The organism is Frankia sp. BMG5.60 (assembly GCF_059428125.1).
Genome location: NZ_CM182091.1, coordinates 4,235,816 through 4,247,640 on the forward strand (window position 1 = coordinate 4,235,816; position 11,825 = coordinate 4,247,640).

An 11,825-nucleotide genomic window follows, 5' to 3' on the forward strand; every position below is an offset into this window, starting at 1 on the left:
CGAACCTGACCGGCCGCGGGACCGGGACCTCCCTCTTTCGACCAACCGCCAATACCGATCCAGCCCATACCGGACAAAATCAGCGACAGGGCGCGGTGAATCGGTCGCACCGGGTGCTTCCCGACCGGTGCCCGTCAGCGGACCATCATTTACATGACGTTGACATACGGCCTGCCCACCCGGATCGAGATACCGACCGTCATCACCTCCCGGTTGATCCTGCGCGGCTGGCGTCCCGAGGATCTGCACCCGTACGCCGCGATGAACGCCGACCCGGAGACGATGCGTTATCTCGACGGCCCGTTCGGGTTGGCCGGCACGGAGCGTCTCGTCACCCATCTCATCGGCATGTGGACGATCCACGGTCACGGCATGTGGGCGGTCGAGGAACGGGGCAGCGGGGAGTTCCTCGGCCGGGCCGGAGCCTATTTCGCCGACGGTTGGCCGGGGATCGAGGTCGCCGTGTCCATCCGCCGGGACCACTGGGGTCAGGGGCTCGGTACGGAGGCGGTCCGGGCGTCGCTGGAATTCGGCTTCGAACGGCTCACGGTGGACGAGCTGATCACCTCGACGCACCGGGACAACGCCGGCATGAACGCGATCGCCCACCGGCTCGGGATGACCTTCCGCGGGATCGCCGACGTCGGCCCGTGGCTGGCCAGCAACGTCTACGCGATGAGCCGGCAGGAATGGTACGCCCGGACCGCGACCGCCGACCGGGCCTTACCCAGGGAGCGGGACAGCCCCGCCGCGCGCAGCTCGGACAGCGCCCGGTCCGTCGGCTAGCCGGCGAGATCCAGCGGGACGCCGAGCTCACAACTCGATCGCCGCCACCGGTCCGATCGGCCCCATCGACCCGATCGGCGTGAGGGTCGCGATCAGGTCCCGCAGCTCGCGGACGGTGGACTGGCCGCGGTACCGCTCGGGCACGCGTCGTAGCCCGTCGATGGCCCAGCGCAGCACGAGCGGGCTGCGCCAGTGTTCCGCGATTCCGGTCAGTTCCCGGATGATCTGCTCGCAGCCGGTGTCGACCTGCGCGCCGAGGATCAGCGCTCCGGCCTGGCTGATCCGGGTGAGCACCGGGTCGCGTGGCTCACCCGGCGGGAACAGGCGCACCGCACGGTCGAAGTGCGGCAGGCTGCGGCGCCAGTCGCCGGCGGCGAGCAGCGCGTCGGCTATGTAGAGGTGGAGCTGCTGTTCGCTCATCGCCAGCACGCTGCTGCTGGTGGCCTCCGGGTCGAGTCGGTCGAACAGATCCAGCGCCTGCCGGGCTTGCCGCAGGACGTCGGGCAGCTTTTTCTGCACGCCCAACGCCCGGGCCTGCATCGTGACGGCGATCAGCTTTCCGGCGCTCGGAGTGCGGCCGGCGAGCGCCTCCGCCCGCGCGGCGATCGTGAGCACGAGCTGGGCGGACGCGCCGTTCTCCAGCTCGGACTTGGCCCGTTTCGCCACCACCCAGGCGAGCAGTTCCGCGGCGCCGTGCTCGCTCGCGTTGCGGTACGCCGTCTCGAACCAGCCGCGCATCTCGGCCCGGTGCCCCAGGTCGGAGAACGACAGGGCGGTGATGCCGGCCAGCTTCGCGGCGACGCCGCGCAGCCTGCGCTGCTGGTAAAGGGGCTGGCGCCGGCCCAGCAGCCGGCCGACCTCGGCCAGGTCGACGGACAGGTCACCGATCATCCCGACCACCGGCTCCATGCGGTACCGGAATCCCTGGTCACGCACCATCTCGTCGAGACGGTCGACCTGCTCGGCCGGCACCTCGACCCACAGCGACCGGTCCAGAGCATCCCGAAGCTCCAAAGCACGCGCCAGCACGGCCGCCGCCGACCTACCGGGATCGGGAAGCGGAACGGCGGACCACGGCGCTTCCAGGTCGGTGGTTCCCACCGCCGGTGGCGGCGCATCAGGCCCCGCGGCATGCCCGTACCGGACCTGAGCCGGCACGACCGAATCCGCCCAGAACGATCCGGCCGGGGCGGGGCCGATGTCGTGGGCGGAGCCGTCCAATCCGAAACCGAGCCGATCCGGGCGCGTGCGCAGCACGGCGCACAGCGCGTCGAGATACCGGGGTGATGGCCGTTCGCCGCGTTCCCATCTCGATATCCGCTGATGCCCGAGCGGCGGATCGCTGCGCCCTGCCTCGGTCTCGTGCTCGCGGATCCGCCGCACGAGTTCCTGTTGCGTCCAGCCGTAGGCCAGCCGGTATGCCCGCAACCGGCTCACCCCGCAATGACGATGAACGGCGTCGGCCGTCTCCGGCACGCCCACGCCTGCCTTCGCCAGCCGCGAACGGATGTCCCGCCCGCACCTGGCCGGATGCTGTCTGGCCACGGCCACCCCCCGCATTTCCGCCGGACGCGCTCGCCTCACATCTCCCGGACTGGGCAGATCATAGACCGACCGACGGCCACCCGGGAATCATGCCGCCAACGGATTGTGCGCCGCTCGCGCAAAAAATCTGCGGCGCATCGTCCTGCGCGCTCACAACCACGCAACGCACATTCCGCCAATCACCCCCGGTGATACCAATCGAAGGGCCCACAAAGGGACTGCCTATTCCCACCGGAGGTGCCATGACCAGGCCATTGTTCACAAGAATCGGGTGGACCCGGATCACGAGCGACCAGCCAAACCGTGGAAGACGGGTGCACCGTCTCATCCGGCTGCTGACTCTCCTGGTGCCGTTCCTCCCGCTCCCCGGCTCGGTGAGACTGATTCTGGCCGCGTTGGAGGCCGCCGTCCTGCTGCACGAAGCGACCCGCCCAGCGGCGTCATCGGGTGGCGGCGACCGCCGTCCAGAACTCACCGAAGCCGTCCAGGGGGCCGGTCATCGCCCGCTGGGTGAGCAGGACGCCGACGGTGTCGCGGGTCGGGTCGACGTGGCCGGTCGTTCCCGTCCCGCCGTCCCAACCCCAGCGCCCGGGGGCCATCCACGGCTCGGCGGGCTCGACGTCCAGCCCGGTGCCCAGGCCCCACGACCCGCCGGGACCGACGATCGGCCGGGCCTGGCCGCGTTGGGCGTCGGTCAGCGCATCGGCGGTCATCCGCGCCACCGCGCCGGCCGGCAGCACCGGGCTGCCGCCGTCCGCGAGCGCGCACAGGAACCGCAGGACGTCGGGCGCGGTGGACACCAGCCCGGAGCTGAGCTCCTCGAAGGCGGGCGGGCGGGCGAACTCTCCGTCGGCCGCGTCCAACACCTCCAGCCCGTCGGGTCCGGGCCGGTAGGCCGTCGCGAGCCGGCTCGGGGCCGGCTCCCAGAACCCGGTGGACGCCATGGCGAGCGGGCCGGTGATCCGCTCAGCGACCAGCTCGGACAGCGGGCGCCCGGCGCAGCGGGCGAGCAGCACACCGAGCAGGTCGATGCCGGTGTCGTACAGCCAGCCCTCGCCCGGCTGGAACGCCAGCGGCAGCCCGGCGACCCTGGCGACGAACTCGTCGGCGGACATCCGCGGCGTCAGCGGCCCAGGGAAGACCCCCCGCCGCAGCATCTCCGCCTGTAGCGGGGTCTGCGCCAGCACCGCGCCCCAGCCGCAGGTCAGGGTCAGCAGGTGCCGGACGGTGATCGGCCGGCGCGCCTCGACGGTGCGGTCGAGCGGCGCGTCCGGGGCCACCAGCACCCGCGGGGCCGCCGCCTCCGGCAGCCAGCGGGCCACCGGATCGTCGAGGCCGAGCAGCCCGTCGTGCTCGAGGCCGAGCGCGAGCACCCCCGAAGTCAGCTTGGTCAGCGAGGCGAGCCGGAAGCGCGTGTCCGCCGCCATCGGCGCGCTCGCCGACCCGAGCGACATCCGCCCACCCGCACGCACCTCGACCCGCCCACCGATCCGCAGCGCGCCGACGTACCCGGGTATCCGTCCGGATGCCACCTGCCCATCCGGCACCCGCCAGACCCGCTCGAAACCCGCATCGGCCGCCGTCGCCGAGCCGCCCTCGTTCCGTGTCATCCGCCATCCCTCCGCTCGCGGCGAGGCTACGACGAGGGTCCGACAACTTCTGGCCGGCGGCGATGGCCGCGAACAGGGGACGGCGATCGGGCTGTCCTGGCGGCAGTTTCACCCACTGCCCGAGGACGGTCCCGATGCCTCCCCAGCCGGTGAGGACGACGCGAGCTGGGTTGTCACCGACGCCGACGCCCTCGACACCCTGCTGGCGGAGTACGACCAGGCATGCGAGGTGTCCCGGACGACCGCGGCCCGGTTCGCGCTCGACGACGACTTCACTCATCCCCACCTGGGCCGGGTGTCATTGCGCTGGATCTACCTCCACCTCATTGAGGAGACAGCCCGGCACACCGGCCACGCCGACGTCGTCCGGGAACTGACCGACGGCGCGACCGGAGTACTCGGGTAACGCCGCGAGCGGGTCACACCGGTTTCTCCCCGCCGCTCATCCGCGCTCGCCACGATCCGGGTCACTCGGGACTGAGAGACGGCGACGACGGCGGCGGCGGCGACGACGACAAGATTCCGTCGAAGGGGATACACCGCTGATCGCGGGGCAGTACGGCGAAATGCGACTGAGCCGGACGGCCGACCTGTGGTGGAAGAACGCCGTCATCTACTGCCTGGACGTGGAGACCTTCGCCGACGGCAACGGCGACGGCTGCGGCGACTTCCGCGGTCTCACCCAGCGGGTCGACTATCTGCACGAACTCGGGGTCACCTGCATCTGGCTGATGCCCTTCTACCCGACGCCCGACCGGGACGACGGCTACGACATCACCGACTTCTACGGCGTCGACCCCCGGCTGGGCACCCACGGCGACCTGGTGGAGTTCCTCCTGGTCGCCCGCGACCGGGGCATCCGGGTGATCGCCGACCTGGTCGTCAACCACACCTCCGACCAGCACCCCTGGTTCGTCAGCGCCCGCGGCAGCCGGGACTCCCCGTACCGCGGCTACTACGTCTGGCGGGACGAGCCCCCGGCGGACGGCCCGTCCGACGTCGTCTTCCCCGACCAGGAGGACAGCGTCTGGCAGTACGACGACCAGGCAGGTCAGTACTACCTGCACCGTTTCTACAGGCACCAGCCCGACCTGGACGTGGCGAACCCCGCGGTGCGCGACGAGATCGCGCGGATCATGGGCTTCTGGATCGAGCTCGGCCTGTCCGGTTTCCGGGTGGACGCGGTGCCGTTCCTGCTGGAGACCGACGGCGCCGCCGACGCCGTCGAGCTGCCCGACCCGCACGAGTACCTGCGCGATCTGCGCGCCTTCATCTCCCGACGCGACGGGGAGGTGATCCTGCTCGGCGAGGTCAACCTGCCTTACGACGACACCCGCCGGTTCTTCGGTGACGAGGACGGCGACGAACTCACGATGTGCTTCGACTTCCCCGGCATGCAGCGGCTCTACCTGGCGCTGGCCCGCCACGACGCGACACCGCTGCTCGAGGCGCTGCGCGAACGTCCGCCCGCGCCGAAGGACGGTCACTGGGCGACCTTCGTCCGCAACCACGACGAGCTCACCCTCGACAAACTCGACGACGACGAGCGCCAGGAGGTGTTCGCCGCCTTCGGTCCGCGGGAGGACATGCAGCTCTTCGGCCGAGGTCTGCGCCGGCGCCTGCCCCCGATGCTCGACGGCGATCCCGCCCGCATCCGCATGGTCTACAGCCTGCTGTTCGCCCTGCCCGGCACGCCGACGCTGTTCTACGGCGAGGAGATCGGGATGGGCGAGAACCTCGACATCCCCGGCCGGGAGGCTGTCCGGGTGCCGATGCAGTGGTCCGACGGCCCGAACGGCGGCTTCTCGACCGTGGACCCGGACGCGGACTCCGACCGCCTGCCCGCCCCCGTCGTCCAGGGGGAGTACGGCCCGGCCAAGGTCAACGTGGCGACCCAGCGCCACGATCCCACCTCGCTGTTCTCCTGGGTGGCCGCGCTGGTACGCCGCTACCGGCAGTGTCCCGAGCTGGCCTGGGGCGCCGGGGCGACCCTCGACCACGACACCGCGTCCGTGCTGGCGCACTGGACGGAGCACGACGGACGGGCCGTCCTCACCCTGCACAACTTCGCCGCCTCATCGGCGCACGTCACGCTCAGGCTCCCGGAGGTCGGCGCGGGCGCCCGGTTCGTCGAGCTGCTCGGCGAACAGGCCGGTGCCGTCCGGGCCGTGGACGACGACGGCAGCCTGCGTCTGGACCTCGACGCCTACGCCGCCCACTGGCTGCGCTCCGAAGGCTGAGCGCCGCCCCCGCCCGGTCCGCGGCCGACTCACGGGCCGGGCGGCCTTCCTCCCTTACCGGCGATGACCCGTTAATCCACCCTTTAACGGGCATGAAGTGGCGTGAGCAGGCGGCAAGTGGCGTGAGCAGGTGGCGAGGAGATGGCGAGGGTGGGTCTGGTGGCTCAGAGCGAGCGAGGCGCGGCCGAGCCGCCCGGGAAACAGCGCCCACGACGCCCCCGAGCACGACGTTCAGAGCAGGCACAGCGTTCAGAGCAGGCACAGCGCCCGGAGCAGGCACAGCGCCCGAGGCGAGCACGGCGGGCGACGAAGTCCGCGGTGGCCGACGCGCACGCCAACCGGGAGACGACGGTGACCGCGTCCGACGGGGTGCGGCTGCACGTCACCGAGGCCGGGCCGTCGGACGCCGCGCTGACCCTGGTCTTCGTCCACGGGTTCTGCATGACCTCGGACGCCTGGCACTTCCAGCGCCGGGACCTCGCCGACCTGGGCCGCACGGTCTGCTACGACCAGCGCGCGCACGGCCGGTCCGGCCCGTCCGACGTCGAGCACTGCACCATCGCCCAGCTCGCCGACGACCTGCACCGGGTCCTCGACGACCGGGTGCCGACCGGCCCGGTCGTGCTCATCGGCCACTCGATGGGCGGCATGACCATCCTCGGCCTGGCCGAGACGCACCCGGAGCTGTTCGGCGACCGGATCATCGCGGTGGCCCTGCTGTCCACGAGCGCGGGCGAACTGGCCCGCCTGGCGTTCGGGCTGCCGGCGACCGTCACCGCGGCCGCACGGCGGGTCCTGCCCGGGGTGGCCGTCGGGATGCAGCACGCCCCGTCGCTGCTGGAACGAATCCGCTGGCGGGGCAGCGGCGTGTCGCGGGCACTGACCCGGCGGCTCGGGTTCGGCGCGACCCAGGTGCCGGAGCCGGTCGTCGACTCCCTGGAGGAGATGATCGCGAGTACCCCGATTCCCGTGGTGGGTGCCTTCCTGCCCACCCTGCTCGACCACGACCGGCTCGCCGCCGCCGGTGCGTTGCGCGACGTCCCCACCCTGCTGCTCGTCGGCGACGCCGACGTCATGACCCCGCTGGCGCACAGCCGGACGCTGGCCGAGGCCCTGCCCAGGGCTCAGCTCTCGGTCGAGGAGGGCGCCGGACACGCGGTCATCCTGGAACGCCCGCACGAGGTCAGCACCCGCATCCGCGAGCTGGTGGCCCGCGCCCGGCCGGCTCGGCGGACATCCCGGCACCGGACGAAGCTGACGCTGCGCACCCCCAAGGCCGGACGAACAAGCGAGCGCGCCCAGGCTCACCGCCTCTCTATGCGCCGGTGATGCCGGCCCGCCAGGCCGCGTACTCGCGGGCGACCCGAGCCCGGCGCACGCCACGGTTGTGATCGGTGACCGACCGGTACGACCACAGGCCAACGACGAAGGCGGCAAAGGCGGACAACGCGTGATCCGCCACGGCCCACCCTGCCCGCGTCACCGCCCACGCCTCAGCCTCCGCCGGCGCGTGACCGGCCTCGATCAGCCGAACCCGCATTCGCGCGCTGGGCCCCGAGCCTCCCGCCGCGGCGGAGTACCTCTGGGAATCCCTGTCCCGCGCGGTTCACCACCACCCGTACGAGCTCTCACCGACCGCCACCGAACTGCGCCGCTGGCACCAGGACGTGCACGCGCTCGCCCTCACTCTGGGCTCACACCGGCCGGAACCCGATCCCGCCGCGCAGCCGGAGTCATCCTGAGCGAGCGGTCCAGATCCGCGGAGAACGGATCAGTGAGACCCCCCTTGAAGATCGACGATCGATCGGGTCGGTCAGCCCTCGGCGGCGGGCAACGTGGGCAGCTTCAGTTCGCCGATGCCTGCGCGTGTCAGCAACGCCGGTGGCCTGGGTGGAGAACGTCAGGCCTCACCGCGGCGAGTGCCTTGCCCAGCGGGAGGGTGTTCTCGTCAACGAAGAAGCGCGGCCGTAATGCGGCACCGGCGTCCATGCTCAGGCTGCGATCTCCTGCCCGCGGAGGCGACTCTCGTAGCGCACCGCAGCCTCGACGTCCGCATCTGGCAGCTCATAGGCTTCGGCGATCTCCGCGATGGACTCACCGGCAGCCCACAGCTCGTACAGGTTCGCCGTGCGAGTGCTGCGCACCACCGGGGAACCGAACTGCCGCAGCGGATCGAGGACGACCTGCCGGGCGGTGCTGTCCGGAAACAAGCGCAATGCCTCATCCTCGCCGACGCCAGCACCCGGCGCGAACTCGACCATGTCGAAGAAGTGCTGTGCCTTCGGAGCGAGCACCAGCTGCCCGTCGCTGATCCGGACCATGGACAGCGAGCTGCCGAGGGCGACCTCTTCCTGGACCGCGAGCACGACGTCCATCCCGAACACGTAGGGCTTGGCGTGGGCGAGAGGGTAGGACACGCCGAACCGCTCGCGCAGGCGCTGCACGACGATCCGCATCTTCTGCAGGGAGATCCCCTTGACGCGGTATTCCCGGAGGTAACCGGCTTCGACGAACTCGCCCCAGGTGACCGCCTCGTTCCCGGTCCGCTCCGGTCGGATCACCGGGTCATAGTGGATCTCGCCGCGGGTGTAGCCGTCGATCCACCCTCTCAGGCGGGCCGGGCTCACCGCGAGCAGGCGAGCCGCCTCGCTCATCGAGTAGACCTCGCGGTCCACCACCCTGACGGTCACCCCAACATCATGGCCCACCAGCAAGGTCGACGGCACCCGCACGCGCCGTCCGAGCCGCTATCGGACCACCCCGCCTCGACCGGACGTTGTCGGCGTGCTGGTCCCCGGCGACGACCACCAGGCTCGGCCCGCGGCTCTGGAGGAGGCGCGAGGCTCGACGGAACGCCCCAGAAGGAAGGAATGAGACCAAGATTGAGACCGCCCGATCGTGGCTTAGTCTGAGCCCCCAGACCAAGCCACAACAAACGCCCTGACCGGGCGTCAAGATCTCTGGCGGAGGATGAGAGATTCGAACTTTCCCATCGGCCGAGTGGCCGCGAGTGCGAGTAGGCGGAAGTACCTGCAACGTAAAGGGTTTCGCGTCGCGGACGGGTGTGGACGATGGCCGTCGAGGGGCTGAAAGTGGGCCGGGTGTCCGCACCGGGCGTTCCCTCGTCGGCGTGACGCTCCGTGACCTGGCCCGGTTCGAGCCACACGGCGGGATGGTTGCTGTCTGGGCTGGCACGTCGCGGGTCGGCCGCCAGGTGTCCACGGTGTGGACGCCCTTCTCGTTGTGGCGCGTGCCCTGCTGGGGGACGCGCCGGTGAGCGTTCGCGTCCCGCGGTTGGGTCCGGGTCCCCATCTCCCGGCTCGGCGGCCCCGGGTGGCATAGATCAGCGTACGGCCGTGCTCCTGGCGGTTCGGCCTCACCGGCCAGGACACCGACGAGAGTACGCTTCCCGGATCCGGGAAGCGCCTACAGTCTGTCGTCGGCCGGTTCGGCGGCCTCAGCGTTACGCGCTCCCGCCGCGTGAGTGGGGCTGCGCGAAGCCGTGGGCCAGACACCACGAGACAAGCTGCTCCACCTGCCCCGGGTTCGCCGCGCTGTCCGGGGTGGACGGAGGCGCCTGGTTGTGTTTGCCCACCCACGACAGGGCCATCTGCTTGATCTCCTCGTTCTCGGATTCCATGGCTGCGGTCTGGGCCTGCAGCCATCCCGTGAACATCGCGCTCCAGGCGCCGAACCGCTCCGAGGGGTCTCCAGACCACCCCGGGGCGTCTCGGCCGCCGACGACCGCGTCAACAAGCGTGCAGGCATCCCCGGCCTTGGCGTCGAGGACCGGGGTCGGGCTCGGCGGTGCGGGAGTTCGCTGGATCGCCTCAGCGGACCGCGTTGGTTGGACGTCTCTCGGATCGTGGGCCCGGCTCCCGCAGCCGGCGGCCGCCACCGCGACCAGAAGCGCCAATGATGCGCGTCGTGTCCTCATCTGCCCCCCTCGATGAAAGGGGTCAGGGTAGCTGGGGCACCTACAGCCGCCGGCTGGCGTCCCACCCGGATGTCGGGGACAGTCACCGAGACGGTCCGGGGCCGAAAGCCTGCGCGCACCATTGCGGCGTGGGCGGACAGCCGGCCAGCGAGAACCTCGGCGCGCGGCTCGTTGGCCGATACGCACGGTCCTGCCAGAAACTCACCGGCTCGTCAAGGGCCGGGGCTTCGCCGCGTCAGCGGTGGGGGCTCACGGGTCGGTGTACTTCTTCGACCGCAGCATCACCTGCGCGTCGGTGCTGATAACTGTTCCGGCTGCGGGTTGCTGGGAAACGACATGCCAGTTCCGGTCCAATACCAGGAACCGCCCCTGGCCGGTCGCGTCCTCTTCCGCCAGGTTGTAGAAGCCGGCCGCTTGGAGGGTGTCCTGGGCGGTCTGATGGTTCAGCCCGACCAAGTTCGGCACGGCCTTCTGTGCGGCCGGAGCTGCAGTGACCGCTGCTGCCGGCGCGGAGCCTGCGGGTGCTGTGGCTGCGGGTGCTGTGGCTGCGGGAGAATTGGCGACCACCGCGGCGGCCGCGGCCGGAGCGGTAGAGGTTCCGTTTCCCCCGCCGGCGGCGACGCCGATCACGATGAGGAGGATCGCGACGCCCGCGCCGATTCCGATCTTCGCGTTGCGGGAAAGGCCCCTCTTCTCTGGCGGCGGGGGCGATGTGGACGGGCGGTGGCCGGCATACTGATCGCGGGCCGGTGGCGGATAGTCGTAGCGCGGATCACGCCAGCCGGCACGATCGTTGGGCGGATAGCCCCGGTCGTCATAGCCGTAACTCATAGTGCGATTCCCCCGTTTCGTACGTCCGAGGGCGCATGCTAGCGATCGGCCCTGGAGCGGACGCTCAAGGCGTTCGATGGTTGACGATGCGTTGATGGGGTCGCGGGAGTCTGGCGCGTAGCTCGGCGATGCCGTCCAGGGCGGACAGCGGCCGAGCGTGGGCCGCGAGCACGCCGTCTGAGCTGGGGTCTAGGGTGTGTATCTTGTTGTGATCTCTCTGCCGGTTTTGCCGTGGTTTCGGGTGCCGGGCCGGTAGATCGTCTTGTATGACGCGGGTGCAGTTGACGGATGCCGAGTGGGAGTTCATCGAGCCGTATCTGCCGATCGGCGAGTTCGATCCGTACCCGGCGGGGTTGCGGGCGCAGTTCGCCGGTGTGCTGTGGCGGTTTCGGACGGGCAGCCCGTGGCGGGAGATGCCGGTCGAGTTCGGGGCGTGGCCGATGGTGTCCAACCGGTTCCGGCAGTGCCGGGACGCCGGGGTGTTCACAACCCTGCTAGAAGGCATGATCGCCGAGGCTGCGCGCCGGGGTGAGGTGGATCTGTCCTTGGTCAGCGTGGACTCCACGACCGCCCGGGCGCATCACGACGCCGCGGGGATGCATCTGGCCGCCGACGTGATCGACGTGTTGGAACAGGCCGCTGCCGAGGAGGAGAAGACCCGGAAAAAGGGGGCGGCGGGGAAGGACAAGACGGGCAGAACGTCGACGACGACCCTGGGCGGGACATGCAGGACGCGGTGTGGCTCGGCGAGCCGATGGTCGGCACCGAACCGTTCGGCGAAGAATTGCAGTCGTTTGGGCGCCGTGGTCGGCTTCACCGGCGGGATGGCCGGCGGGCGTGTCATGACGACGGCTCTGTCGCACATCCGGTGGTGAC

Annotated in this window: 11 protein-coding genes; 5 read left to right on the forward strand and 6 right to left on the reverse strand. The window is 70.8% G+C overall.

The window, feature by feature from the left end:
* Positions 1 to 153: 153 nt before the first annotated feature.
* The gene (locus tag AC5R91_RS17250) at positions 154 to 786 is read left to right on the forward strand and encodes a GNAT family N-acetyltransferase (protein WP_495392382.1); all 633 of its coding nucleotides are present in this window, start codon (positions 154 to 156) and stop codon (positions 784 to 786) included.
* A 27-nt stretch (positions 787 to 813) separates the two neighbouring features.
* On the opposite strand, the gene AC5R91_RS17255 is transcribed toward AC5R91_RS17250, so the two are convergent.
* Together AC5R91_RS17255 and AC5R91_RS17260 are read right to left on the reverse strand one after the other, a co-directional pair.
* Positions 814 to 2,223: a helix-turn-helix domain-containing protein gene (locus AC5R91_RS17255; RefSeq protein ID WP_495397993.1), complete on the reverse strand. Its 1,410-nt coding sequence runs from the start codon at positions 2,221 to 2,223 to the stop codon at positions 814 to 816.
* Between the two features lie 548 nt (positions 2,224 to 2,771).
* Positions 2,772 to 3,941: a serine hydrolase domain-containing protein gene (locus AC5R91_RS17260; protein ID WP_495392383.1), complete on the reverse strand. Its 1,170-nt coding sequence runs from the start codon at positions 3,939 to 3,941 to the stop codon at positions 2,772 to 2,774.
* On the opposite strand from AC5R91_RS17260, the gene AC5R91_RS17265 reads away from it, so the two are divergent.
* From AC5R91_RS17265 to AC5R91_RS17275, 3 genes are all read left to right on the forward strand, one after another.
* Positions 3,847 to 4,347, forward strand: a complete 501-nt coding sequence (locus AC5R91_RS17265) for a mycothiol transferase (RefSeq protein ID WP_495397994.1) — start codon at positions 3,847 to 3,849, stop codon at positions 4,345 to 4,347. The genes AC5R91_RS17260 and AC5R91_RS17265 overlap by 95 nt on opposite strands.
* A gap of 160 nt (positions 4,348 to 4,507) precedes the next feature.
* The gene (locus tag AC5R91_RS17270) at positions 4,508 to 6,181 is read left to right on the forward strand and encodes an alpha-amylase family protein (RefSeq protein WP_495392384.1); all 1,674 of its coding nucleotides are present in this window, start codon (positions 4,508 to 4,510) and stop codon (positions 6,179 to 6,181) included.
* A gap of 318 nt (positions 6,182 to 6,499) precedes the next feature.
* Positions 6,500 to 7,510 (forward strand): alpha/beta fold hydrolase, encoded by a 1,011-nt coding sequence (locus tag AC5R91_RS17275; RefSeq protein WP_495392385.1) that lies wholly within the window; start codon positions 6,500 to 6,502, stop codon positions 7,508 to 7,510.
* Here the strand turns inward: AC5R91_RS17275 and AC5R91_RS17280 are convergent.
* The 4 genes from AC5R91_RS17280 to AC5R91_RS17295 all read right to left on the reverse strand — a co-directional run bounded on the left by AC5R91_RS17280 (position 7,497) and on the right by AC5R91_RS17295 (position 10,949).
* Entirely contained in the window at positions 7,497 to 7,628 is a 132-nt protein-coding gene (locus tag AC5R91_RS17280; protein ID WP_495392386.1) for a hypothetical protein, read from the reverse strand. The genes AC5R91_RS17275 and AC5R91_RS17280 overlap by 14 nt on opposite strands.
* A gap of 544 nt (positions 7,629 to 8,172) precedes the next feature.
* A complete protein-coding gene (locus tag AC5R91_RS17285) occupies positions 8,173 to 8,871 on the reverse strand; it encodes a DUF433 domain-containing protein (protein WP_495392387.1) in 699 nt (232 codons plus the stop codon).
* A gap of 773 nt (positions 8,872 to 9,644) precedes the next feature.
* Positions 9,645 to 9,857, reverse strand: a complete 213-nt coding sequence (locus AC5R91_RS17290; RefSeq protein ID WP_495392388.1) for a hypothetical protein — start codon at positions 9,855 to 9,857, stop codon at positions 9,645 to 9,647.
* A gap of 510 nt (positions 9,858 to 10,367) precedes the next feature.
* Positions 10,368 to 10,949, reverse strand: coding sequence for a PASTA domain-containing protein (locus tag AC5R91_RS17295; RefSeq protein WP_495392389.1), 582 nt, complete (start codon positions 10,947 to 10,949; stop codon positions 10,368 to 10,370).
* Positions 10,950 to 11,224: 275 nt separating this feature from the next.
* On the opposite strand from AC5R91_RS17295, the gene AC5R91_RS17300 reads away from it, so the two are divergent.
* A complete protein-coding gene (locus AC5R91_RS17300; RefSeq protein ID WP_495392390.1) occupies positions 11,225 to 11,824 on the forward strand; it encodes a transposase in 600 nt (199 codons plus the stop codon).
* The last annotated feature ends 1 nt before the right edge of the window (position 11,825 follow it).

Coding starts and splice junctions, on each gene's coding strand:
- AC5R91_RS17295 (WP_495392389.1), bottom strand. CDS start 10,949: ATGAGTTACGGCTATGACGACCGGGGCTATCCGCCCAACGATCGTGCC.
- AC5R91_RS17250 (WP_495392382.1), top strand. CDS start 154: ATGACGTTGACATACGGCCTGCCCACCCGGATCGAGATACCGACCGTC.
- AC5R91_RS17270 (WP_495392384.1), top strand. CDS start 4,508: ATGCGACTGAGCCGGACGGCCGACCTGTGGTGGAAGAACGCCGTCATC.
- AC5R91_RS17260 (WP_495392383.1), bottom strand. CDS start 3,941: ATGACACGGAACGAGGGCGGCTCGGCGACGGCGGCCGATGCGGGTTTC.
- AC5R91_RS17290 (WP_495392388.1), bottom strand. CDS start 9,857: ATGTTCACGGGATGGCTGCAGGCCCAGACCGCAGCCATGGAATCCGAG.